This is a genomic window from Actinomadura keratinilytica, from assembly GCF_039539665.1.
GTDB lineage: Bacteria > Actinomycetota > Actinomycetes > Streptosporangiales > Streptosporangiaceae > Spirillospora > Spirillospora keratinilytica.
In genome coordinates this window covers 20,153-42,625 of record NZ_BAABDO010000015.1, presented here as the reverse complement: position 1 = coordinate 42,625, position 22,473 = coordinate 20,153, and the positions used below count along the sequence as shown (strand labels likewise).

21 protein-coding genes are annotated in these 22,473 nt (G+C 73.5%); 14 read left to right on the top strand and 7 right to left on the bottom strand.

The genetic code is table 11. The features are described 5' to 3' along the window. From ABD879_RS08025 to ABD879_RS07995, 7 genes are all read left to right on the top strand, one after another. Positions 1–1,212: an MCE family protein gene (locus tag ABD879_RS08025; protein WP_345018961.1), complete on the top strand. Its 1,212-nt coding sequence runs from the start codon at positions 1–3 to the stop codon at positions 1,210–1,212. Further along, entirely contained in the window at positions 1,213–2,247 is a 1,035-nt protein-coding gene (locus tag ABD879_RS08020; protein ID WP_345018959.1) for an MlaD family protein, read from the top strand. It abuts the gene before it with no gap. Then, entirely contained in the window at positions 2,244–3,287 is a 1,044-nt protein-coding gene (locus ABD879_RS08015; RefSeq protein WP_345018958.1) for an MCE family protein, read from the top strand. The genes ABD879_RS08020 and ABD879_RS08015 overlap by 4 nt, the downstream gene beginning before the upstream one ends. Then, positions 3,284–4,348 carry an MCE family protein gene (locus ABD879_RS08010; RefSeq protein WP_345018956.1) on the top strand — a complete coding sequence of 355 codons (1,065 nt, stop codon included), beginning with the start codon at positions 3,284–3,286 and terminating at the stop codon, positions 4,346–4,348. The genes ABD879_RS08015 and ABD879_RS08010 overlap by 4 nt, the downstream gene beginning before the upstream one ends. Beyond that, on the top strand, positions 4,345–5,634 hold the full coding sequence (locus ABD879_RS08005; RefSeq protein WP_345018955.1) for an MCE family protein: 1,290 nt from the start codon (positions 4,345–4,347) through the stop codon (positions 5,632–5,634). Before ABD879_RS08010 ends, ABD879_RS08005 begins: the two co-directional genes overlap by 4 nt. A gap of 17 nt (positions 5,635–5,651) precedes the next feature. After that, a complete protein-coding gene (locus ABD879_RS08000) occupies positions 5,652–6,593 on the top strand; it encodes a VirB8 family type IV secretion system protein (protein ID WP_345018953.1) in 942 nt (313 codons plus the stop codon). Positions 6,594–6,699: 106 nt separating this feature from the next. Further along, positions 6,700–7,404 carry a TetR/AcrR family transcriptional regulator gene (locus ABD879_RS07995; RefSeq protein ID WP_345018952.1) on the top strand — a complete coding sequence of 235 codons (705 nt, stop codon included), beginning with the start codon at positions 6,700–6,702 and terminating at the stop codon, positions 7,402–7,404. 165 nt (positions 7,405–7,569) lie between these two features. Here the strand turns inward: ABD879_RS07995 and ABD879_RS07990 are convergent, their stop codons facing one another. Next, on the bottom strand, positions 7,570–8,529 hold the full coding sequence (locus ABD879_RS07990) for an oxygenase MpaB family protein (RefSeq protein WP_345018950.1): 960 nt from the start codon (positions 8,527–8,529) through the stop codon (positions 7,570–7,572). A 68-nt stretch (positions 8,530–8,597) separates the two neighbouring features. Beyond that, positions 8,598–9,434 carry an oxygenase MpaB family protein gene (locus ABD879_RS07985; protein ID WP_345018948.1) on the bottom strand — a complete coding sequence of 279 codons (837 nt, stop codon included), beginning with the start codon at positions 9,432–9,434 and terminating at the stop codon, positions 8,598–8,600. A gap of 75 nt (positions 9,435–9,509) precedes the next feature. On the opposite strand from ABD879_RS07985, the gene ABD879_RS07980 reads away from it, so the two are divergent. Continuing rightward, complete coding sequence (locus tag ABD879_RS07980; protein WP_345018946.1) at positions 9,510–10,145, top strand: TetR/AcrR family transcriptional regulator; 636 nt, start codon at positions 9,510–9,512, stop codon at positions 10,143–10,145. Here the strand turns inward: ABD879_RS07980 and ABD879_RS07975 are convergent. Then, a complete protein-coding gene (locus ABD879_RS07975) occupies positions 10,102–11,349 on the bottom strand; it encodes a TetR/AcrR family transcriptional regulator (protein WP_345018945.1) in 1,248 nt (415 codons plus the stop codon). The genes ABD879_RS07980 and ABD879_RS07975 overlap by 44 nt on opposite strands. A 172-nt stretch (positions 11,350–11,521) precedes the next feature. Here ABD879_RS07975 and ABD879_RS07970 point away from each other — a divergent pair, with 172 nt between their 5' ends. After that, a complete protein-coding gene (locus ABD879_RS07970; protein ID WP_345018943.1) occupies positions 11,522–13,315 on the top strand; it encodes an AMP-dependent synthetase/ligase in 1,794 nt (597 codons plus the stop codon). After that, positions 13,312–14,451, top strand: a complete 1,140-nt coding sequence (locus ABD879_RS07965) for an acyl-CoA dehydrogenase family protein (protein ID WP_345018942.1) — start codon at positions 13,312–13,314, stop codon at positions 14,449–14,451. The genes ABD879_RS07970 and ABD879_RS07965 overlap by 4 nt, the downstream gene beginning before the upstream one ends. Positions 14,452–14,502: 51 nt before the next feature. Here ABD879_RS07965 and ABD879_RS07960 read toward each other — a convergent pair whose 3' ends face one another. Further along, entirely contained in the window at positions 14,503–14,778 is a 276-nt protein-coding gene (locus ABD879_RS07960) for a DUF1876 domain-containing protein (RefSeq protein WP_345018941.1), read from the bottom strand. Between the two features lie 216 nt (positions 14,779–14,994). Here ABD879_RS07960 and ABD879_RS07955 point away from each other — a divergent pair, with 216 nt between their 5' ends. After that, on the top strand, positions 14,995–15,891 hold the full coding sequence (locus ABD879_RS07955) for a universal stress protein (protein WP_345018940.1): 897 nt from the start codon (positions 14,995–14,997) through the stop codon (positions 15,889–15,891). A gap of 30 nt (positions 15,892–15,921) precedes the next feature. Here the strand turns inward: ABD879_RS07955 and ABD879_RS07950 are convergent, their stop codons facing one another. The 3 genes from ABD879_RS07950 to ABD879_RS07940 form a co-directional block, all read right to left on the bottom strand. After that, complete coding sequence (locus tag ABD879_RS07950; RefSeq protein ID WP_378270259.1) at positions 15,922–16,362, bottom strand: PaaI family thioesterase; 441 nt, start codon at positions 16,360–16,362, stop codon at positions 15,922–15,924. Between the two features lie 99 nt (positions 16,363–16,461). Next, on the bottom strand, positions 16,462–17,262 hold the full coding sequence (locus ABD879_RS07945; protein ID WP_345018939.1) for an alpha/beta fold hydrolase: 801 nt from the start codon (positions 17,260–17,262) through the stop codon (positions 16,462–16,464). Continuing rightward, the gene (locus tag ABD879_RS07940) at positions 17,262–18,227 is read right to left on the bottom strand and encodes a LysR family transcriptional regulator (protein ID WP_345018938.1); all 966 of its coding nucleotides are present in this window, start codon (positions 18,225–18,227) and stop codon (positions 17,262–17,264) included. Before ABD879_RS07940 ends, ABD879_RS07945 begins: the two co-directional genes overlap by 1 nt. Before the next feature lie 141 nt (positions 18,228–18,368). Here ABD879_RS07940 and ABD879_RS07935 point away from each other — a divergent pair, with 141 nt between their 5' ends. The 3 genes from ABD879_RS07935 (at position 18,369) to ABD879_RS07925 (ending at position 22,435) form a co-directional block, all read left to right on the top strand. Further along, positions 18,369–19,553 (top strand): CaiB/BaiF CoA transferase family protein, encoded by a 1,185-nt coding sequence (locus ABD879_RS07935; RefSeq protein ID WP_345018936.1) that lies wholly within the window; start codon positions 18,369–18,371, stop codon positions 19,551–19,553. Between the two features lie 31 nt (positions 19,554–19,584). Further along, positions 19,585–20,751: an acyl-CoA dehydrogenase family protein gene (locus tag ABD879_RS07930; protein WP_345018935.1), complete on the top strand. Its 1,167-nt coding sequence runs from the start codon at positions 19,585–19,587 to the stop codon at positions 20,749–20,751. 709 nt (positions 20,752–21,460) lie between these two features. Next, entirely contained in the window at positions 21,461–22,435 is a 975-nt protein-coding gene (locus ABD879_RS07925) for a ParB/RepB/Spo0J family partition protein (protein WP_345018933.1), read from the top strand. Positions 22,436–22,473 lie beyond the last annotated feature (38 nt).

The window sequence follows — 22,473 nt, the reverse complement described above, 5'->3', positions numbered from 1 at the left end:
ATGACCGGACCGGCGGAGCGGCCGACGGAGCAGGCGGGACGGCCGGCGGGTGCCCTGGCGCAGGCGCGCCGCCGACCGGCCGCCCTGTCGACGCAGAGCCGCGCCCGCATCGGGGCGCTGGTGCGCCTGGTGGCGTTCGTGGCCGCCACCGGCCTGCTCACGGTGTACATCGGCGCGCAGATCGCCCGGGTGAGCCTTGAGGACGGCTGGTCGCTGACCGCCACCTTCGACGACGCCAGCGGCCTGGAGCGCGGCGACGAGGTGAAGATCGCGGGCACCCCGGTGGGCCGGGTCGACGAACTGCGCGTCGTCGACGGCCGGGCCCGGGTCCGCCTGACCGTGAACCGATCCGTCACCCTCCCCGCCGACAGCGAGGCCGCCATCCGCTGGCGCGACGCCGTGGGACGCCGCGTCGTCTACCTCATCCCCGGCACCAGCCGGGCGAAGATGAAGCCCGGCGCGCACATCACCCGGACCCGGTCGGTGGTCGACGCGAACGCCCTGATCGAGCAGCTGGCCCCGCTGACCAGGAGCGTCGATCCCGCCCAGGTCAACCGGGTGCTGGTGGCGCTGGCGCAGGCGCTGGACGGCAACGCCGGCGAGCTGGACCGGCTGGTGGTGAACGTCGAGGAGCTGTCGTCCACCATCGCGGCCCGCCGCGCCTCCCTGAAGCAGATGCTGGCCGACTACGCGACCGTCACCGAGATCATCGCCCGCCGCGACCGGCAGATCGCCACCGCCGTGGACGACCTGGTCGAGCTGAGCGACGCGTTCGCCGACAACCGGCGGCTCATCGACCAGGCCCTGGTGGAGCTGGCGGCCCTGGCGAACACCTCCGACAAGGTGCTGGCGGGCAACAGCCGCGAACTGGCCTCCGTCATCTCGCGGCTGGCGCAGTTCACCTCCGGCGTGCGGCGCAACAGCGACATGCTGGCGCAGGTCCTGAAAACGACCTCGCCCAAGCTCCAGCACATCTTCTCCGCCGTCGACAACGGGCAGTACATGGAGGTCGCCGCGCCCTGCGTCAGTCTGGCCGCCCCGCCCTGCCCGTATCCGACCCGCCTGCCGGGCCCCCGCGAAACCGGCTCCAGCGGCAAGAGCGGCGGTGGCAAGCCGCGCGCCTCCGGCGGGGTCGCCACCTCGGGGAACGGCGGCGTGGTCGCCCTCGACTCGTCCGATGCGCTGCGTCGTCTGCTGGTCGGAGGCGACTGAATGGCACTGAAATCGTTCCGCGACCGCAACCGGGTCACCGTCGGGCTGGTCTCGATGGGGACGCTGCTCAGCCTCGTCGTCGGCGTCTACCTGGTCGGCACCCGGGGCCTGCTGCAGAACCGCTACACCGTGACCGGCGTGTTCGCCGACACCGGCGGGCTGCGCTCCGGGGACGAGGTGCGGGTCGCGGGCATCCGCGTGGGCGAGGTGACCTCGGTCGACCCGGACTTCGCGCGGGGCCGCGTGCTGGTCACCTGGAAGGTGGACGCCGAGGTGCGCCTGGGGCCGGCCACCCGCGCCGAGGTCGAGGTCGCCAACGTCCTGGGCGGCCGCTACCTGCGGCTGTCCGGCCCGGTCACCACCCCGTACCTGGCCGACCTGCCCCCCGAGCGCCGCCGCATCCCCCTCGAGCGCACCGGCACGCCCACCACCGTCAACGACGTGCTCAACTCCACCACCGAGACCGTCACCCGGCTCGACACCCGGTCCATCGACCGGATCCTGGGCGAGCTGGGCGAGTTGAGCGACCGCGACCGGGACCGGCTCGGCCGCGCCCTCACCGACCTCGCCGAACTGGCCGCGACCGTCGAGGAGTCCGACCCGCAGATCGACAGGCTGCTCACCAACGGCGAGCGCGTGCTCGACCTCGCCCGGACCAAGGACCGGCAGCTGTCCCAGCTGCTCACCAACGTGCGGATCATGCTCGACGAGCTGAGGCGCCGCCGCGACGAGCTGTCGGCGTTCCTGGGGTCGGGGGGCCGGACCGTCACCGCGCTGACCCGGCTGATCGACCAGCAGCAGCGCCGGCTGATCTCCGTCATCGACGACCTGAACCGCACCCTGGGCAGCCTGCGCCCCACGACCGACGAGTTCAACGAGCTGCTCGCCTGGGCGGGCCCGACGCTCGGCGGGCTGTCGGCCGTCGGCGGCCGGGGGCCCTGGCTGGACGTCGTGGCCACCGGGCTCGGCCCGCTGTCCCCCAAGGACCTGGCCGAACTGGCGCGGCTGTCGGCCACCCGGGAAGGAGGACGATGAGACGACTCCTCGCGACCGCGTGCGCGCTGGCCCTCACCGCGAGCGCGGGCGGCTGCGCGGTGATCGGCGCCGGCGACGGCACCTACCGCATCACCGTCTACTTCGCCAGGACCACCTCGCTGTACGAGAAGTCCCGGGTCAAGGTCATGGGCGCCGACGCCGGCACCGTCACCGCCATCCGCGACGAGGGCGACCGGGTGCGCGTCGACCTGGCCATCGACGAGTCGGTGCCGGTGCGCCGGGACGCCAAGGCCGTCATCGCCTCGGCCAACGCGCTCGGCGAGCGGTACGTCCGGCTGGAGCCGGCGTGGACGCCGGGCCAGGCCAAGGCCCCGCCCGGCATGGTCATCCCGAAGGAGCGCACCGAGCTGCCGGTGGAGATCGACGACGCGCTCGCCGCGTTCGCCAAGCTGAACCGGTCGATCGACCCCGAGCGGCTCGGCACGGCGGTGGAGCGCGGCGCCGACGGCCTGGAGGGCCACGGCGACGAGATCAACGACGCGTTGCGCGGCACCGCGTCCCTCGCCCACAACCTGGCCGCCCACGACAAGCGGCTGGTCAAGCTCGCGGAGGGGCTGCGGACGTTGGCGGCCGACCTCAACCGCCGCGACCGCCGCCTCGGCGAGCTCATCGACTCGTTCTCCACGACCAGCCGCGAGCTGGCCCGGGAACGCACCCGCCTGAACGAGTTCGTCGAGGGGCTCGCCGCCGCCATCCGCAAGAGCGAGGTCCTGGTCACCGCCTACCAGGAGACCCTGCCCGGCACCGTCAGCGACCTGTCCAACATCGTGATGACGCTCAAGGCCAACGCCGGGTCGCTGGAGCAGGCGATCGACGCCCTCGGGCAGTTCGCCGACGTGGCCGTCCAGGCGTGGGACCGCCAGAACCACGTCGTCACCGTCCGCCTGCTCGTCCACGGCACCCTGCGCGCCTGGCTGCAGCCGCTGTTCACCGCGATGGGCTGGGGCACCGTCCCCTGCCTGCGGGGGAACACCGATCTGGCCGACTGCACCGACCCGCCCGGAAAGGACAAGCCGTGAGCGCCCGCACACCGCAGCACCGGCGGGCGGCGAGGCCCCGCGCGAGACGTCCCCTCCCCGCCGCCGTCCTCGCCGCGCCCCTGGCGGTCGTCCTGGCGGTGGGCACGGGCGGCTGCTCCCTGCAGACGATCGGCGCGCCGCGCGGCGACATGACCCTCACCGCCACGTTCGACGACGTGCAGAGCCTGGTCGTCGGGCACAGCGTCCAGGTCGCCGACATCCGCGTCGGCACCGTCACCGGCATCCGCCTGGCCGGATACCGCAGCAAGGTGACGATGTCGCTGCGCGGCGACCGGCGCATCCCGGTCGGCACCACCGCGACCATCGCCCGGACGTCGCTGCTGGGCGAGAACTACGTGCGCCTGGACCTGCCCCCCGGCCGCGACATGCGCACCGGGCCGTTCCTGGCCGGTGGCGCGGAGATCGCGCAGACGTCCGTCCAGCCCGACCTGGAGCAGATCAGCCGGCGGCTCGGCCCCCTGCTGGCCGCGCTGGGCGGCCAGGACCTGTCCACGATCACCAACGAGTCCGCGACGGCCCTCGACGGCAAGGGCCGCCGGCTCAACACCCTCATCAAGAAGACCGCCGAGGTCTCCGACAGCTATGCCGCCGCAAGCCGCGACCTCGGCCGCGCCCTGGACGGCCTCGCCCGCATCGGCGGATCGCTGCGCCAGGGCCAGGAGCAGATCGACCGGCTGCCCGGCAGCGTCGCGCTCGCCACCGAGCGGCTGCAGGCCGACCGGGCCCAGCTCAAACGGGCCATCCAGCAGCTGACCGAGCTCGCCCGGTCGGTCAACGCCAAGGTCCAGGCCCGCCACGCCGAACGCCTGGCCGTCCTGCTGCGCCGCGCCGACGAACTGCTGGCCGCGGCCGTCCGCGGCGGCGAGGACCTCAAGACGCTGGCGAACGCCGTGCTGGCCTTCCTGCGCGGACCGTCGGTCTCCTACAGCGGCCAGGCCCTGCTGTTCATCTGGCTCAAGGGCTTCCTGCCGCAGCCCGGGACCGCCCAGCAGGCGGCCGAGCACCGGCCGTTCACCGAGCTGATGGGGCCGCGCCCATGAGAGAACCCCGCATCCTCGTCAACCTGGTCTTCTTCGCCCTGCTCGGCGTGCTGCTGTCGGTGTGGGCGGTGCGCAGCATCATCCACATCGACGCCCTCGAACGGCCGTACCACGTCACCGCGGACTTCGCCGCCTCTCCGGGGCTGACCTCCGACCTGGAGATCACGCACCTGGGCGTGCGGGTCGGCCGGGTCGGCGACGTCCGGCTGCGGCAGGGCCGCGTGGAGGTGCGGTTCGACCTGAACCGCGGCACCCGCATCCCCGCGGACGTCGGCGCCCGGGTGCAGCGCAAGTCGGCGATCGGCGAGCCGTACATCGAGCTGACCCAGCCGTCCCGGTCCGGCGCCGGCGTGCTGAAGGACGGCGACCGCATCCCGCTGTCGCGCACCGCCGGGACCGTCGACTACCAGGAGCTGTTCGCCGGGCTCAGCGCCACGCTGCGGTCGGTCGACCCGCGCGACGCCCGCACGCTGGTGCACGAGACGGCCACCGGCCTGCAGGGCCGCGGCGGCTCCATCCACGACCTCATCGGCGACACCTACCAGCTCACCCGGACCCTCGCCGCCGACGCCGAGACGCTGGACGCGCTGTCGGCCGAGCTCACCCGGCTCACCGCCACGCTGGCGGACCACCGCGGCCGGCTCGCCTCGGGGACCGCCGACCTGGCGGCGCTCACCGCCTCGGTGCGGCGGAGCCGCGAGGACCTCGACACCATCCTGGCCAGGGGGCCCGGGGCGCTGGCCGAGGTGAACCGGCTGCTCCAGCGGTCGCGGCCCGGACTGGACTGCCTGCTCACGGCCGCCGCCACGCCGACCGCGCCGCTGCTCACCTCCGCCAACTCGGCCGGGATCCGGCACGTGCTGACGATGGTCCCCACCCTGCAGGCCCTGGTCGGCGACGTCACGGCCCGGGACGCGTCCGGCACCTATGTGCGCGTCACACCCGTGATCACCCTCAGCGGGTCCGAGGCGGGCGCCGAGTACAACCGCCCCGTCTCGCGCCCGGACGCGCCCGACGTGCCCCTGTGCCGGACGACCGGGAAGACCAGCGGCTCGAAGAAAAAGGGCGCCGCCGGTTCGGCGGAGAAGGCCACCGGTTCCGCCCGCGCGGCGGGGACGTCCTCGCCGACCCCTGAACCGACCCTGTCGGCGAAGCCGGTGAGCTCCGTCGGCGAGCAGCCGGCGTCCTCGCGGTGGCTTCCGCTGCTGCCACCGGTGATCGGCGTGGTCGTGCTGCTGGCCGTCGCCGCCCGGTTCGTACGTGCCCGTGTCCGCATCCGCAGATGACCCTCTTGGAGGTAGCCGTGCCAGCCGAGGTCACGACCGAGGAACAGCGCCCGCGGACCGCGGAACCGGACGCCGGGGAACCCGGGCGCGAAGAGCCCGAGCGCGAGGAGCCCGAGCGCGAGGAGCCCGAGGGCGAAGGGCCCAAGGGGCAAGAGGCGAAGGGTGAAGAGGCGAAGGCCGACACCGAGGTGAAGGCCGCCCCGGAGGACAGACCCGACGCGGAGGACAAGACCGGGGCGTCGGAGGCGAAGGCCGCCGGGCCCCAGGACACGAAGGCGGCGGAAGACGCTGAGACCAAGGTGTCCGAGGACCAGAAGAAGGGCTCCGCGGGCGCGGAGCAGGACGGGGACGAGGCGCGCGCATCCTCGGCACGTTCGCGCCGGCCGTCGGGGGCGGCGCTGGCCAAGGCGGCCGTCCTGGTCGCACTGGCCGCCTCCGTCGTCACCGCCGGGCTGCAGTGGTACCAAGCCGACCAGGCCGCGCAGCGGGAGGCCGAGCGGCGGGCCGTGCGCGCCCGGGCCGGCGAGTTCGGGCAGGCGCTGCTCAGCTACGACCACCGCAACCTGCAGGCGGCCAGGAACCGCGTGCTGTCGATGGCGTCCGACGACTTCGCCAAGACCTACGACGCCGCGTTCACCGGCGGGCTGGAGAGCGTCATCACCCGGCTCAAGGCCGACGCGACCGCGACCGTCCGCACCGTCTATCTCGGCGACATCGAGGGATCGACGGCCCGGGCGATCGTGGTCATGGACTCGGAGGTGCACAGCACCGCCGGCACCCGGCGGGTGCTGGGCTCCTACCTGGACATGCGGCTGACCCGCACCGGCGAGCGCTGGCGGGTCACCGAGGTCACCTCGATCGGCGCCGCCGACGAGACCATGACCGGCGACGACGGTGCCAAGAAGCAGGGCGGCGACACCCCGCTGCCGACCCCCTCCGCGTCCTCTTCCGGCAGGTGAGCGCGCCCGGCGGGGGCCGGTCGCGCCGGTGGCCGCCCGTGACCGCGCGGGTACCGGCGCCGGTATCGTCGGAGCGCGGGCACGGGGTGACGATGGCGAGGACGCGATGAGTGTGCAGCGGGGGGACGGGGCGGCGCCGCGTCGTGTCCGCAAGGAGCCGGACGAGCGGCGCGACCAGATCCTCGCCTGCGCGCGCGAGCTGTTCAGCCGGCGCCCGTACACCACCGTGTCCAACACCGAGATCGCCGCCGCGGCGGGGGTCAGCCGCGGGCTGCTGAACCACTACTTCGGCACCAAGCGCGAGCTGTACCTGGCGGCGGTGAGCCAGATGATGAGCGTGCCGCCGATCCCGGTCCCGCCGTTCGAGCCGGGCGTCAGCGTCGCCGAGCGCATCGACCAGAGCATCGACGGATGGCTGGAGCTGCTGCAGCGCAACCGCGAGACCTGGATCACCGCCCTGGACATGACCGCCTCGGGCGGCGACGCGGACCTGGACCGCATCCTGGAGGAGGCCCGCGACCGCGCCGTCGACCACATGACCGAGGTGGTCGGCCTCACCCGGCTGTCGCGGGAGCATCCGGAGATCCGGGCGGCGTTCCGCGGCTACTCGGCCATGGCCGAGGCCACCACCCGCGAATGGCTCAAGTCGGGCCGCCTGTCCCGCGACCAGGTGCGTCTGCTGCTGCGGCAGGTCCTGCTCCACCTCATCGAGGACGTCTTCCCCGCACTGGTGCGGACCGAGCCGGCACCGCCCGCCGAGAAGGCCGCCGAGACGTCCGCCGAGTCGCCTGCCGGGCCGCCGCCCGAATGACGCGGGGCCCGGCATTGGCCGCGGGGGTACGGGTCGCTGGTGCGGCCAACACCGGGAGTCCAGGGCGTTCACTGCTCGAACGTGCGGCAGGTCCGTCCGGTACTGCGCGGGGAGGACCCTTGTTGACGGTTCTACACCAGTTATTGGCGGTTCGCCAATAACAGGCTAGAGCGGGCGGTTGGCGAGGGCCCGGTCGAGGCGCTGCCGCGCGCGGGCGGCCTCCCGCGCCCGGTAGGCGATCGGCATGTAGCGCAGGCGCTCGGGCAGCCGCGCGGTGGTGATGGCGATGGTCCGGCAGACGGCGCGCAGGCGCCGGTCGTCGGCCGGGGTCCACGGCAGCCCGAGCTTGTCGCGCGCCGCCGGGGGCAGCGTGCCGACGGTGATGAAGCGGATGAGCCGGCCGCCGGTGAGGCCGGCCGCCGCCGCGAGCGGCCGCAGCAGGGTCGGCGTCCCCGGCGGCACCCGCTCCAGCATGTCCAGCACGTCGTGCGCCACCCGGTGCGGGACCAGGGTGTTCTCCACCATGTCGGCGAAGTAGGCCCAGTAGTCCGGGATCGACTTGGGCAGCATGCGCTCGGGGACCCGCAGGATGCGGCCGAGGTGCATGAACTCGTCGAAGAGCTGCTGCTCCTCCTCGGGCGTGAACGGGGCGGGGGCGAAGTAGCGCACGGCGGTCACCGAGGCGTAGTAGCCGGTCAGGTGCACCCAGGCCCAGGGGTCGGCGGACAGCGCGTGATGGGTGCGCCCCTCCTCGTCCACGGCGCTCAGCGGCTTGTGCATCTCGCGCAGCCGCAGCCCCTCCGCGATCGCCTCCTCGCCGCCGTAGATCCAGGTCTGCACCGAGGCGAAGCTGCGCGCCGCCCGCCCCACCGGGTCGACGCGGAACCGCGACCGCTGGTCGACCACGGTGCCGATCGACGGGTGCATCACCTGCAGGACGAACGCGCTGTTGGCCGCGAGCACCGACGTGTGCAGCCCGACGGTGTCCCACAGGATCGAGCCGGGCTTGAACGGGGTCGGCTCCGGTGCCTTCACGCGTGCCCTCGCCCGGGTGCTCTTCAACTCGGTGACGTTCGATTCGGTCGCGTTCGACTCGCTGCTGCTCGTTTCGCCGGTGATGGTCATGCGTCACTCCTGGTGGATCGTCGTCGATGTCTGCGGACCGGTGGCCGCCGGCGGACCGGTCGGTGTCGTCAGACCAGTGGACGGCCGGTGCGGATGCGTCGGCGCACGTCCCAAATCAGCAGGTCGAACGGGAACCGCCGCACCACCGGCGGCTGGATGCGGATGACGGCCCGCAGCGCGGCGATCAGCCGGTCGAACCGCCGCTGGTCCCGCTCGCTCCACGGCAGCCGCATCTGCGCGCGGAACTCCGGCGGCAGGAAGCCCGTGGTGACGAACCGGTTGAACGGCCCGAACAGCAGGCTGACCGGAGCGGGCAGGAACTTCAGGTCGGCCAGGTCGCGCAGATAGCGGCGCACCGGCTCGTCGATGGAGATGTTCTTCACCTCCCGCTGCCAGTACTCCTCGAAGGCGGCGCGGTCGCGCGGCCAGTCCTCCGGCCGCACCTGCAGGGTGGTGCCGAGGGGCGCGGACGCCCGGTAGAGCCGGTCCTGCTCGACCGGGTCGAGGGGGCCGATGAACGCGCGGTAGGTGTCCTCCAGCCCCCGGTACAGGCAGGCCGCGACCCACAGCTGCAGCTCGCGGTCGAAGGCGCTGTATTGCACCGGGCTGTCGGGGCGCGAGCGGACCTGCGCGTGCGACTTGTTCACCGCCCTGCGGTAAGCGGCCTTCTCCTTGGGGGTGCCCATGGTGGCGACGGCGAGGTAGCTGAACGTCGTCCGGGCCCGCTTGATCGGGTGGCGGTGCAGCTGCCCGCTCTCCACGGGGCTCTCGATCACTCCGTACCCGACCCCGGGCCGGGCCAGCTGCATGATCACGTTGGCGGCGCCGGCCAGCAGGGCCGCGCCGACGATCGCCTTGCGGTCGAACGGCACCACCTCGGTGGAAACCGCTTCGGTGGGGGGCATGGCGTCTCCACTGATCTGATAACAAGTGTTTTCAGATAGTGAAGGCCGCTCCGACGGGTCTGTCAAGATGGCCGCATGGGTGCTTCTGAGATGCGGGTCTACGGCGGCGTGACCGGCGCCGATCGCAAGGCCGAACGCCGGGCGCAGCTCGTCGAGGCCGGGCTGGACCTGCTCGGCGGCGCCGAGGGGGACCAGCTCACCGTGCGCCGCGTGTGCGGACGGGCGGGGCTGACCCCCCGCTACTTCTACGAGAGCTTCGCCGACCGCGACGAGCTGGTGGCGGCCGTCCACGAACGCGTCGTGCAGACCATCGCCACCCGCGCCCTGGCCGCGGTGGAGGCCGCCGGACCGGACGCCGAGGCCAAGATCCGCGCCGGGCTCGCCGAGCTCGTCCGCGCGGTCGCCGAGGACCGGCGGCACGGGCGGGTGCTGTTCTCGGTCACCCTCACCGACCCGCTGCTGGCCCGGCGCAGGGTGGAGTCCTCGCGGTTCTTCGCGCGCCTGCTCAGCGGGCAGGCGCGCCAGTCCTACGGCGTCCCGGACACCCCGGAGCTCGAACTGGTCGCCCAGTTCATGGTCGGCGGCCTGGCGCAGACCCTGTCCGCCTGGCTGTCGGGCCGGCTGCGGCTGAGCGAGGCGGAGCTCGTCGCCGCATGCGTGGAGGTCTTCACCGCCATCGCCGACCGGAAGGCGCCCCCGCCGCAGGGCTGACCCCGGCCGCACCGCCCGCCTCCACCCCGTCGCCCGGGGGCAGCAGCATCGGGCCGAGCAGGGCGGCGGTCCTCGCCTCGGTCACCGACGGGCCCGCGGAGCGGGCGAGATCGGTCACCGCGTTCAGCGCCGCGTGCACCCGGAACCGGATCGCGGCCGGCTCCTCCCCGGTGCGCAGCTCGGCGACCAGGCCGACCCAGGTGTCGACGTGCCGGCGCTGCGCGGCGCGCAGCCGCCGCAGGTCGGGCGGGGCCAGGTTCTCGCTCTCGGACACGTAGACCGCGGCCAGGTCCGCGTGCGCGAACGTGAGCCGCACGTAGGTGTCCACCAGCCGGCGCAGCGCCCGCTCCGGCGAGCCCGCGCCGACCAGCGCCTCGGCGACGGCGTGCTCCAGTCGGCCGGTGGCGCGGTCGTAGGCGGCGGCCAGCAGCTCGGCCTTGCCCGTGAAGTGCGTGTAGACGCTGGAGGCGGTGATCCCGGCGGCGCGGCCGATGTCGGCCATGCTCACCTGGTGGTAGCCGTGCTCGTGGAACAGCCGCACCGCCTCGGCGAGCAGCCGCTCGCGGCGGGGGAGCAGCGCGAACCGGTCCGGGGGCCGGCGCGGCGGCGGCTCGGCGGGCGGCGCGGGCAGATCGACGGCGAGCAGGGCGTCCACGCAGTCCAGCAGGGTGCGCTCGGCCTTGGCCCTGGGCAGGGCCGCCCGGTGGGTGGCGGGGCTGACGATCACGCTCAGCGCCGCGGCCACCAGCAGCGCGGCGTCCCGCCGCGACAGCCCGGGCCGCACGTCCAGCAGCAGTCCGCGCAGCGTGCGCACGGCGCGGTCGAACGGCACGGCCAGCGCCGCCTGCCGCTCGGCGTCGAGATGGCGGCCCTCCCACTGGTAGAGGCGGGCCACGGTGCGCCACTCCAGGCCGTAGCGCACCAGCGCCCGCAGCACGGCCCGCAGGCGGTCGGCGGGCGCGTCCCCCTGGGCGCCGGACTCGACGCACGCGGCGAACCGCAGGCCCAGTTCCCGCACGGCCGCGGCGAGCACGTCCTGCTTGGTCGGGTAGTGCCGGTAGATCGCCGGGCCGGTGATGCCGACCTCCCGGGCGATGTCCTCGATGCCGACGTTGTGGTAGCCGCGGGCGCAGAACAGTCGCGCGGCGACGAGGGCGATCGACTCCTTCCGGTCCTTGGGGCGTGGGCGCTGGCGGGGCGGCATGGCGCCGAGTGTAACCCGGGCCGGTGAACCACCGAACATCGTCTGTCGCGCACAGTCCGGCCTTTACCTGCGGTGACGGCATAGGAAGTAAGTGGCTATTCGGATCTATTGACAGCCGAATGGCGTTCGGGTTGTGATGGTTGCCCCCGGCCGTCCCGGCGAAGGAGCGAAGATGATCACTGCAGCCGATGTGCACGCCGCGGTGGGCGCGCGAACGGTACGGGCCCTGCTGCGGCGCAACGCCGACGAGCACGGCGACCTGCCCGCCCTGACCGGAGCGGACGGCGCCACCCTGACCTGGCGGGAGCTGTACGACCGGGTGCGGGCCGCGGCGAGCGGGTTGCGGGAGCTCGGGCTGCGGCGCGGCGAGCGGATGCTCATCGGCATGTCCAGCCGCCCCGAGCACTGGATCGCCGACTTCGCCGCCGTCGAGCTGGGCGCCATCCCCTGCACCACCTACGCCACGCTGAGCCCCCAGCAGATCCACCAGATCGCGCTGCACAGCGCCGCCACCGTCGTGGTGCTGGAAGGCCCCGCCGAACTGGAGCGCTGGCAGCGGGCACTGGCCGCGATGCCGGGGCTGAAAGCGGTGGTGGTCATCGAGGGCGCGGGCGACGGCCACGTCCCCTTCGCCAGGCTGCAGGCGACGCCGCCCGCCGAGGGACCGCTCGAAACCGTCACGCTGGACGACCCGGTCACGATGATCTACACCTCGGGCACCACCGGAGACCCCAAGGGCGTCGTCCTCACCCACGGCAACGTGCTCTACCAGTGCGCCCTGCAGGAGCTCATCCAGCCCGTGCCGCCGCATCCGCGGACGGTCGCCTACCTGCCGCTGGCCCACGTCGCCGAACGGGTGCTCGGCATGTACCTGCCGGTCTACACCGCCGGGCACGTCACGATCTGCCCCGACGCCGCGCAGCTCCCGGCGACGCTGACGAAGGTGCGGCCGCACGGGTTCTTCGGCGTGCCCCGGGTGTGGGAGAAGTTCGCCGCCGCGATCCAGCACGAGCTGTCCCGCCTGGAGGGGGACATGCGGGCGGCGGTCGACCGGGCGCGCGGGCTGGCCGCCGAGGCGTACCGCCTCCGGGCCGACGGCACACCGCTGCCCGACGACCTCGCCGCCGCGCTGGCCGACGCCGACAAGCTCGTGCTGCGCCCGCTGCGCGAGCGGCTCGGGCTCGCCGAGGCGCAGCGGCTGGGCAGCGGCTCGGCCCCGATCCCGCCCGAGGTGCTGGAGTTCTTCGGCGGCCTGGGCATGCCGATCACGGAGGTGTGGGGGCTGTCGGAGACCACCGGCACCGCCACCACCACCTACCCCGACCGCTACCGCGCCGGCACCGTCGGCGTGCCCGTCCCCGGGATGGAGGTGCGGCTCGCCCCCGACGGCGAGATCCAGGTGCGCGGGCCGCTGGTGTTCCCCGGCTACCTGCAGGCGGACGGGCGCATCGAACCGGCCGTGGACGCCGACGGCTGGCTGCCGACCGGCGACCTCGGCACCTTCGACGACGACGGCATGCTGCGCATCACCGGCCGCAAGAAGGAGATCATCATCACCTCCAGCGGCAAGAACATCGCCCCCGGCCGGATCGAGTCGCTGCTGCGCCGGCACCCCCTGATCGGGCATGTCGCGGCGATCGGCGACCGCCGCCCCTACGTCACCGCGCTGGTGGCGCTGGACGAGGAGGCCGCACCGGTGTGGGCCGCCGCGCACGGGCTGTCCGCCACCGGCTTCGCGGAACTGGCCGCGGACCCGCGGATCCGCGAGGAGGTCTCCGCCGCCGTCCGGGAGGCCAACGGGGCGCTGTCGCGCCCCGAACAGATCAAGGCGTTCCACCTGGTCGACCGTCCGTGGACACCGGACGGCGGCGAACTCACCCCCACCCTGAAGCTCCGGCGGGCGGTCATCGAACAGCGCTACGCCGCCGAGATCGACAGGCTCTACGCGAAAGGGCGGTCCTCGTGACCACGCTGACCGACGAGCAGCGCGACTTCGTCGCCGCCGTCACCGACTTCTGCCGCCGCGAGGTGGGCGACCGCGACCGGTGGCTCAAGCTCACTGACGGCGGCCGGGAGCCGCACAACGCCGAGCTGTACGCGAAGCTGGCCGAGCTCGGCTGGCTCGGGGTCGCGGTGCCGGAGGAGTACGGCGGCGCCGGCCAGGGCATGGTCGACCTGGTGCTGCTGCTGGAGACCACCGCCTACTGGCAGCTGCCGATCGGCGGCTTCGCCACCTCGGCGATCACCGCGGCGTCCTATCAGAAGTTCGGCAGCGAGCAGCAGAAGCGCCGGGTGCTCGGCGACTTCCTGCGCGGCCGGGTGCTGGCGGTGTCGATGTCGGAGCCGGGCGCCGGGTCGGACGTGGCCGGGCTGACCTGCAAGGCCGAGCGGCACGGGGACGGCTGGCTCGTCAACGGCCAGAAGACCTGGTGCTCCAACGCGCACATCGCCGACCACATCCTGCTGGTCGCCCGCACCTCCACCGACGGCGGGCGGCACGACGGCCTGACCATGTTCTCCGTCCCCGCCGGGGTGGACGGCCTGGCCGTTCACGGCATCGAGACCATGGGCGGCCGCGAGGTCAACGACTTGTACTTCACCGACTGCCTCCTGCCGGAGGACGCGGTCGTCGGCGAGGTCGGGCAGGGCTGGCGGCAGCTGATGGCGGGGCTGAACCTGGAGCGCATGATCCTGGCCGCGATGATGCTGGGCACCGCGCGCCGCGCCTTCGACGACACGGTGTCCTACGTGAGCGAGCGGCGGCAGTTCGGCCGTCCGGTGGGCTCCTTCCAGGCGCTGCGGCACCGGATCGCCGACCACGCCACGGAACTGGAGTGCACCCGCCTGCTGGTGTACGACGTCGCCCGGAAGATCGACGAGGACCCGGAGCGGATGCTGCCCCGCGAGGCGTCCATGGCCAAGCTCAAGGCCACCGAGGTCGCCAAGGCCATGGCGCTCGACGGCATGCAGATGATGGGCGGCTACGGCTACGCCACCGAGTACGGCATGGAGCGGCTGCTGCGCTCCACCGTCGTGTCCACCGTGTACGGCGGCACCAGCGAGATCCAGCGCGACATCATCGGCAGGACCTACGGGCTGTGACCACCGGGCGGTGCCCCTCGGGGCGTCCCGGCCCGCGCCGGGGCGCCCCGCTCACCGCTGCCGGGTGACGGCCTCCATGTCCAGGTCGGCCATCCGCACCAGCCGGGCGCCCAGGTCGATGAGCGCGCGGCCGACGGCCAGCTCGTCGCCGATCTCGGGGACGTTCCGGTCCCGCGGGTGGCGGCGGGCATGGCCGAACCCCTCCACCTTCGTGGAGGTCGACGACGTGAGGACGGCCCGTACGCCGGTGTCGTCGCCGTGCTCGTTGATGTAGATGTCCACGGACCACTGCTTGGTCTCCACGGCCTTCGCACCTCTCTTCTTCACCCGAGTGCTCCTCCCAGCCTCGCCGGTGAAACCGCTCCCGGCCGGGTGCGATGGGCACCGGGCGCAGGGACGAAGGTCCCGGCGCTCCCGGTGTCCCGCCGGGCGGTGACCATCGCCGCAGCGGGTAGGGACCTTGGCCCGCGTACCAGTGCGCCCGGGCCGCCTAGCGTCGTTGGCGGAAGCAGGGGCCCCGGTGAACCGGGAAGGAGCCAGGACATGACAGACCCCGTCCTCACAGACCCCGTCCTCGTCGGCACCGACGGATCCGACAGCGCCCACCGCGCCGTGCGATGGGCGGCGGACGAGGCCGTCCTGCGGAACCGGCCGCTGCTGATCGTCCACGCCCTGGACAGCGCCCTGTACGCCGCGCCGCTGTTCGCGGCGCCCCAGGCGGTGGACGCGCTGACCGACGCGGGCCGGCGGATGCTCGCGGAGGCCGTGGAGGCCGCCCGCGAACGGCGGCCCGAGGTGCAGGTCAGCAGCCGCCTGCTGACCGGACGCGTCAGCGGGGCGCTGCGCGAGCTGTCCCGGGAGGCGTTCGAGCTGGTGCTCGGGCATCGCGGGCTGGGCGGTTTCAGCAGCCTGCTGCTCGGCTCCACCGGACTGGCCATGGCCGGGCACGCCGCCGGGCCGGTCGTGATCGTGCGCGGCGACACCGATGGCGAGCACGGCGAGCCGCACGGTCGGATCGTCGTCGGGCTCGCGCTGGAGCGGGACGAGGACGAGAGCGAGACGCTGCACTATGCCTTCGAGGCGGCCGCCGCCCGCGGCGCCCGGGTGCACGTCGTGAACGCCTGGGAGGTGCCGGCCGCCTACGCGGAGGCGAACCGGGCGCTGGACGACCGGCAGATCGAGGAGAAGATCCGCTGGCGGCTCATCGAGGCGCACGCCCCCTGGCGCAAGGCCTACCCGGACCTGGAGGTGACCGAGCAGGTCGTCCGGGAGCATCCGGTGACGGCGCTGTGCGACGCCTCACGCGAGGCGGATCTGCTCGTCGTGGGCCCCCGCCGCCGCGGCGGGCTCGCCGCACTGGGCCTGGGCTCGGTCAGCCACGGCGTGATCCACCATGCGCACTGCCCCGTCGTCATCGCCCGCGCCCGCACCGACTCCTAGACACCGCGCCTTCCGGACACCCGCGCGGGTTCATGGACACCGCCGCCGGGGCCTAGGCGTCGGGCGGTCGCGCAGCAGCGAGGTCACGCGGGCGGTGCAGATGCGGCGGTCGCGCTCGTCGGTGACGACCACGTCGTAGGTGGCCAGCGTGCGTCCCGCCGACACCTTGGTGGCGACCGCCGTGACCACGCCGTCGGACACCGTGCGGTGGTGCGAGATGTTCAGCTCGATGCCCAGGGCCATGCGTCCGGGGCCCGCGTGCACCGCGGCGGCGCAGGAGCCCACCGATTCGGCCAGCACGCAGGACGCCCCGCCGTGCAGCGTCCCGTAGACCTGCGTGTTGCCCTCGACGGGCATCCGGGCGACGACGCGTTCGGCGCTCGCCTCGACGATCTCGATGCCCAGCCGGTCGTCGAGGACGTTGCGTCCCACGCCCAGCATCCGCGCCGTCGCCGCCGGGTCCATGGCCATCACCGCTCCTTCGTCTCACGGATGCGCTGCCGCGCGTCCCCCGGACCAGGGTGCGATCGGCCCTCATCCCAGTCAATCCCTGGATTTCATTGCAGAGATTTAAGTATTCGCTTGGAGGAAGTCGGCGACCAGGGGACCGGCCTGGGAGCGGCATTCCTGGAAGTAGGCGTGGCGGGCGCCGGGGAAGATGTGCGTCCGGGCGTTCGGGATGCGCGAGGCGAGCAGGGGGACGTTCGCCGCGGGGGTGAGGCGGTCCTGGTCGCCGTGCAGGATCAGGGTGGGCGCGGTGATCCGGGGGAGCGCGTCCCAGGCGTCGTGCCGGTTGCTGGCCTGAAGGTGGCCGCGGCGGGCGTGCGGGGGCATGCGGGGGTCGCCGAGCGTCGTGTACGGGCCGGGATGGGCGGCCCGCCACGCGGGCGTGTACATCAGGTCGAGCAGCGCCTCGCGCGCGGCGGCGGGGTCGGGCTGGGCCAGCGCGCGGCGGACGGCGGCGTCGCGTTCGACGGCGTGGGGGCCGCCGGGGGAGGTGCAGCCGAGCACCAGGCGGCCGACCCGGTGCGGATGGCGGACGGCGATCCACTGGGCGACGCGGCCGCCCATGGACGTGCCGTACACGTCGGCGCGCTCGATCCCCAGATCGTCCAGGACGGCGATCACGTCGTCGGCGAACACCTGCGTGGAGTAGGGGCCGTCGGGTTTGCCGCTGTCGCCGGTGCCGCGGTAGTCGAGGGTGATGGTGCTGTGGGCGGCGTGGAAGTCCTCCCGCACGCCGTCCCACCAGTGGTGGTCGTTGGCCTGCCCCGCCAGCAGCACCAGCGGCCGGCCGGCGCCGTGGCGCTGGTAGGCCAGCCTGGTGCCGTCCTCGGCGCGGGCGTGGGCGTGCAGCGGCTCGGTGCTCATCAGGTGTCCTTCCCGGAGGGGGCGGGGGTGTGCGGCCGGGCGGCGGGCCAGTCGCCCCGGCGGACGGCCGCGTGGACCTGGCGGGTCAGCTCGCGGGCGACGATCTCGACGGCGGGCGGGACGCGTCCCGTCCTGGGGGTGGCGAGGACGACCGACCGCCACACGTCCGGTTCGCTCAGCGGGGCGGCGCTGAGCGAACCGTCGGCGACGTCGGCGGCGATCCCCACCCCGGGCAGGACGGTCCAGCCGTAACCGGCGAGGACGAACCTCTTCTGCAGCCGCATGGAGTTGGTCTGCAGGGCCACGTTCATCGCGACCTCCGCGCGCGCCGCGGCGGCGTCGATCACGGTGCGCAGCGCGTGCCCGGCGGCGGGCATGACCAGCGGATGCGCGGCGGCCTCGGCGAACGGGACGGGCTCGTCGGGCCGCAGCCCCGCCGCGGGCGGCGCCACCGCCCACAGCCTCTCGCGGACCAGCGGCTGGGCGTTCAGCGACGTGGTGCTGTCCAGGTTGTAGAGCAGGGTGAGGTCCAGGTCGCCGTCGTCGAGCCACTGCTGCAGATGGCCGGAGTAGGCGGTGAACACGCGCAGCTCGATCCCGGGGCGGTCGCGGGCCAGGGCCGACACCAGCGGCTCGGCGAGCAGGTCGGCCGCGCTCTCCAGCAGGCCGACGGTCACGATGCCGGTGACCGCGCCGGGGGACGGCCGGATCTCCGCGCGGGCGCGCTCCAACTCGCCCAGGGCGCGGCGGGCGCGGTCGATCATGATCGCGCCGGCCGGGGTGGGCCGCATGCCCTGCCGGGTCCGCTCGAACAGCGGCACGCCGAGTTCCTGCTCCAGGGTGCGGATCTGCCGGGTGACGGCGGGCTGGACGAGGTGCAGCAGCTCGGCGGCCCGCGTCACGCTGCCCGTCTCCGCGACCGTGACCAGCGCCCTGAGCTGCTTGAGGTCCACTCCGTCCCCCATCCGCGTCCGGCATGGCGACATCACGAATCGTTATTGCACACCGGCATCCATGAACGGCCATGATGGTACTGCGGCCGGGCCGGCGGTGCGTCCGGCCGACCGCGCAGCCCGTCTCCGGCCAGGTTCCCGGGAGGTCGCCGCATGACCGCGCAGCCGCTGTCCGGCGTCACCGTCGTCACCGTCGAGCAGGCGGTGGCGGCGCCCTTCGCCACCCGCCAGCTGGCCGATCTGGGCGCCCGGGTCATCAAGGTCGAACGCCCGGGCGGAGGCGACTTCGCCCGCCGCTACGACACCGCCGTGCACGGCCAGTCCAGCTACTTCGTGTGGCTGAACCGGTCGAAGGAGTCGCTCACCCTCGACCTGAAGTCGCCGCGCGGCCGGGAGGTGCTGGACCGGCTGCTCGGCAGGGCCGACGTGTTCGTGCAGAACCTGGCGCCCGGCGCGGCGGCCCGGCTCGGCCTGGACGCGGCCTCCCTGGGCGAGCGCCACGCCGCGCTGATCCGCTGCACGGTGTCCGGCTACGGGTCCACCGGGCCGTGGGCCGACCGCAAGGCCTACGACCTGCTCGTCCAGTGCCAGACCGGGCTGGTGTCGCTGACCGGCACGGGCGAGCAGACCGCCCGGGTCGGCGTGTCCGTCGCCGACATCGCCGCCGGGATGTACGCCTACTCGGGCATCCTCACCGCCCTGTACGTGCGGGCCACCACGGGGGCGGCCCGCGCCGTCGAGGTCTCCCTGTTCGAGGCGCTGGCCGAATGGATGAGCCAGCCCGCCTACTACACCCGCTACGGCGGGACCCAGCCGCCGCGCATCGGCACCCAGCACGCCACCATCGCCCCCTACGGCGCCTACACCGCGGCCGACGGCCGGCAGGTGCTGCTGTCCATACAGAACGAACGCGAGTGGGTCGCGCTGTGCGAGCGGTTCCTGGAGCGCCCGGACCTGGTGGACGACCCCCGCTTCGCCACCGGCCCCGCCCGTGTGGCCCATCGCGACGAGCTCAACGCCATCGTCGCCGAGCGCTTCCGGCGGTCCGGCTCCCGCGAGGCGATGCGGCTGCTGGACGACGCCGGCATCGCCAACGCCGGGGTCAACGACGTCGCCGACTTCCTCGACCACCCCGTGCTCCGGGAACGCGGCCGCTGGCGGGACGTGCCCACCCCCGGCGGCATGGTCGCGGCGCTCGTGCCGCCCGTCGACATCGACGGCACCGAACCCCGCATGGACGCCGTCCCGGCGCCCGGCGAGCACACCGAGCGGATCCTGGCCGAACTCGGCTACGGCCCCGGCGACGTCGACGCCCTCAGAGACGGCGGCGTCATCTGACCCGCCCCGCACCCGGCAGAAGGAGCACGCCATGAGCACCCTGGACGTCCTGACCGAGGACGAGCGCGCCGTCGTCGCCACGGTGCGCGACTTCGTCGACAAGGAGGTCAGGCCCGTCGTCCGGGACCTGGAACACGCCGGCGCCTACCCCGAGGCCCTGATCGAGAAGATGAAGCGGCTGGGCGTGTTCGGGCTGGCCGTGCCCGAGGAGTACGGAGGCACGCCCGTGTCCACCTCCTGCTTCGTGCTCGTCACCGAGGAGCTGGCGCGCGGCTGGATGAGCCTGGCCGGGGCGATGGGCGGCCACACCGTGGTGGCCAAGCTGCTGCTGCACTTCGGCACGCCGGAGCAGAAGCGCCGCTACCTGCCGCGGATGGCCACCGGCGAGCTGCGGGCGACCATGGCGCTGACCGAGCCCGGCGGCGGGTCCGACCTGCAGGCCATGCGCACCGTCGCGCGCCGCGACGCCGACGGCTACGTGGTCAACGGCGCCAAGACGTGGATCACCAACGCCCGCCGGTCGGGGCTGATCGCGCTGCTGTGCAAGACCGACCCGGACGCCCGGCCCGCGCACCGGGGCGTCTCGATCCTGCTGGTCGAACCGGGCCCCGGCCTGACCGTCTCCCGCGACCTGCCCAAACTCGGCTACAAGGGCGTGGAGAGCTGCGAGCTGGTCTTCACCGACCACCGGGCGCCCGCCGACGCCCTGCTGGGCGGCGCCGAGGGCGCCGGGTTCGCCCAGATGATGAAGGGGCTGGAGACCGGACGCCTGCAGGTCGCGGGCCGCGCCCTCGGCGTCGGCCGGGCCGCGCTGGAGGACGCGCTCGCCTACGCCCAGGAGCGCGAAACGTTCGGCAAGCCCATCTGGCAGCACCAGTCGATCGGCAACTACCTGGCCGACATGGCGACGTCCCTGATGGCGGCCCGCCAGCTCACCCTGTACGCCGCCCGGGAGGCCGACGCGGGGCGCCGCGCGGACATGGAGGCGGGCATGGCCAAGCTGTTCGCCTCCGAGACCGCCATGCAGATCGCGCTGAACGCGGTCCGCATCCACGGCGGCTACGGCTACTCCACCGAGTTCGACGTCGAACGCTACTTCCGCGACGCGCCCCTGATGATCATCGGCGAGGGCACCAACGAGATCCAGCGCAACGTGATCGTCCGCCGGCTCGTCGCGCGCGGCGGCCTGGACGCCTGACGGCGCCTGCCCGGGTGCCTGCCCGGGGGCCCGTACGGGCCCCGGTCCCTGTGGCGGGGGAGGGCACGGGGGCGCCTGTGGTGGCGGGCACTAGGGTTGCCTCGCCGTCACTCCCCTCTTGCCGCCATCGGGTAATCCCCTACCGGCTGTGTACATATGGACCATCTTCGGTGACCCTTTCGGGCGGCTTTCGGTGGGCCACTGGCCCGGTGCTGGGCCTCCGGGCCGGCCGGCACGGGACGCCTTCCGGCACGTCAGCACACCCAGGCACTGCCGTCACACCGGTTTCTAGGGGAGCGGCGTAGGGGTTGCTCAGGGGTACCCCTGACCGACCCCCGCTGTTAGCGTCTTCATCGTTTTGATGGAAATCCCTGGTCGGGCTTCTATCACCTTCTTGGGGGGCTTGAAGAAGGAACAGAAAAGGCGCGAAGAGAAACCGTCAGTCCATGCGACCGAGGTACCGGCCCGGAACACCCGCCAAGCATCCCGTCGACGTTTCGGGCGGTGAAACCGCGCACTCGGGTGTGCGCATTCCTTCGGCACGAGTACGGCTCGCCGGAACGGCCTGTAGAGGCTCCCCCGTCGCCGGCGTGCCGGAGTTGTCTGATTTTCCCTCGCGTGTGCCGGTATGTCGGGGCACATTCCGGAACCGGTGCGCGCAGCCCATCCCCGCTGTACACAGGTGAGACCGAATCGTAGGGGAGTCATAGTGGAGGGGCATCGGAACATCGACCGCGAACCGGTCGTCTACGTGGAGATCAGCAAACTGGCCGGCGCCGACTCGCCGCGGACGTCCGGAGAGGACGCCGAGCACGTGGAGGTGCTGGCCGCGGCGCAGACCGAACTGCCGCCCATCATCGTGCACCGCGCGACGATGCGGGTCATCGACGGGCTGCACCGGCTCAAGGCGGCCAAGCTCCGCGGCGCGGACCGGATCCCGGTCAGGTTCTTCGACGGGGACGAGGCCGACGCCTTCGTGGTGGCGGTCAAATCGAACATCTCGCACGGCCTGCCGCTGTCGCTGGCCGACCGCAAGCGCGCGGCGGAACGCATCATCAAATCGCATCCGCAGTGGTCCGACCGCATGGTCGCCTCCGTCACCGGCATCGCCCCGGGAACGGTCGCCGACATACGCCGGCGCACGGCGGGAACGGTGCCGCCGCAGACGGTCCGGATCGGCCAGGACGGCCGGGCCCGCCCGATCAACGGCAGCGAGGGGCGCCGGCTGGCGTCGGAACTGATCGCCAAGAACCCCGACCTGTCCCTGCGGCAGATCGCGCGGGCCGCGGGCATCTCCCCGGAGACCGCGCGCGACGTCCGCAACCGGATGCGGCGGGGCGAGGACCCGCTGCCGCGCCGCCGGAGCAACACGGTGAGCCTGGCCAGCCGGCGCGCGAGCCACGGCCACGGCGACGCCCGGCGGGCCGTCCGGACGCCGCCCCGGGACCGCGCGGCGATCGTGGAGCGGCTCAAGGCGGACCCGGCGCTGCGGTTCACCGAGACCGGCCGCAACCTGCTGATGCTGCTCAGCATGCACACCCTCAAGGCCGCCGAGTGGGAGGAGATCATCAACAACGTGCCGCCCCACTGCAGCGGCATCGTCGCCCAGCTGGCCCGCGACTGCTCGCAGATGTGGTCGGAGTTCGCGATGAGGGTGGAGCACCAGGTCGCCAACATCGTCTGACGGCCGGCGGGTGGCCTCCGCCGCCTCCCGGCGGGGAG

Excerpts from the sequence above, each read along its gene's own strand:
- ABD879_RS07935 (WP_345018936.1), top strand. The coding sequence starts at position 18,369 with ATGACCGCGCAGCCGCTGTCCGGCGTCACCGTCGTCACCGTCGAGCAG.
- ABD879_RS07955 (WP_345018940.1), top strand. The coding sequence starts at position 14,995 with ATGACAGACCCCGTCCTCACAGACCCCGTCCTCGTCGGCACCGACGGA.
- ABD879_RS07945 (WP_345018939.1), bottom strand. The coding sequence starts at position 17,262 with ATGAGCACCGAGCCGCTGCACGCCCACGCCCGCGCCGAGGACGGCACC.
- ABD879_RS07930 (WP_345018935.1), top strand. The coding sequence starts at position 19,585 with ATGAGCACCCTGGACGTCCTGACCGAGGACGAGCGCGCCGTCGTCGCC.
- ABD879_RS07995 (WP_345018952.1), top strand. The coding sequence starts at position 6,700 with ATGAGTGTGCAGCGGGGGGACGGGGCGGCGCCGCGTCGTGTCCGCAAG.
- ABD879_RS07970 (WP_345018943.1), top strand. The coding sequence starts at position 11,522 with ATGATCACTGCAGCCGATGTGCACGCCGCGGTGGGCGCGCGAACGGTA.
- ABD879_RS07990 (WP_345018950.1), bottom strand. The coding sequence starts at position 8,529 with ATGACCATCACCGGCGAAACGAGCAGCAGCGAGTCGAACGCGACCGAA.
- ABD879_RS07950 (WP_378270259.1), bottom strand. The coding sequence starts at position 16,362 with ATGGCCATGGACCCGGCGGCGACGGCGCGGATGCTGGGCGTGGGACGC.
- ABD879_RS08020 (WP_345018959.1), top strand. The coding sequence starts at position 1,213 with ATGGCACTGAAATCGTTCCGCGACCGCAACCGGGTCACCGTCGGGCTG.
- ABD879_RS07975 (WP_345018945.1), bottom strand. The coding sequence starts at position 11,349 with ATGCCGCCCCGCCAGCGCCCACGCCCCAAGGACCGGAAGGAGTCGATC.
- ABD879_RS07940 (WP_345018938.1), bottom strand. The coding sequence starts at position 18,227 with ATGGGGGACGGAGTGGACCTCAAGCAGCTCAGGGCGCTGGTCACGGTC.
- ABD879_RS07980 (WP_345018946.1), top strand. The coding sequence starts at position 9,510 with ATGGGTGCTTCTGAGATGCGGGTCTACGGCGGCGTGACCGGCGCCGAT.
- ABD879_RS08015 (WP_345018958.1), top strand. The coding sequence starts at position 2,244 with ATGAGACGACTCCTCGCGACCGCGTGCGCGCTGGCCCTCACCGCGAGC.
- ABD879_RS07985 (WP_345018948.1), bottom strand. The coding sequence starts at position 9,434 with ATGCCCCCCACCGAAGCGGTTTCCACCGAGGTGGTGCCGTTCGACCGC.
- ABD879_RS08025 (WP_345018961.1), top strand. The coding sequence starts at position 1 with ATGACCGGACCGGCGGAGCGGCCGACGGAGCAGGCGGGACGGCCGGCG.
- ABD879_RS08005 (WP_345018955.1), top strand. The coding sequence starts at position 4,345 with ATGAGAGAACCCCGCATCCTCGTCAACCTGGTCTTCTTCGCCCTGCTC.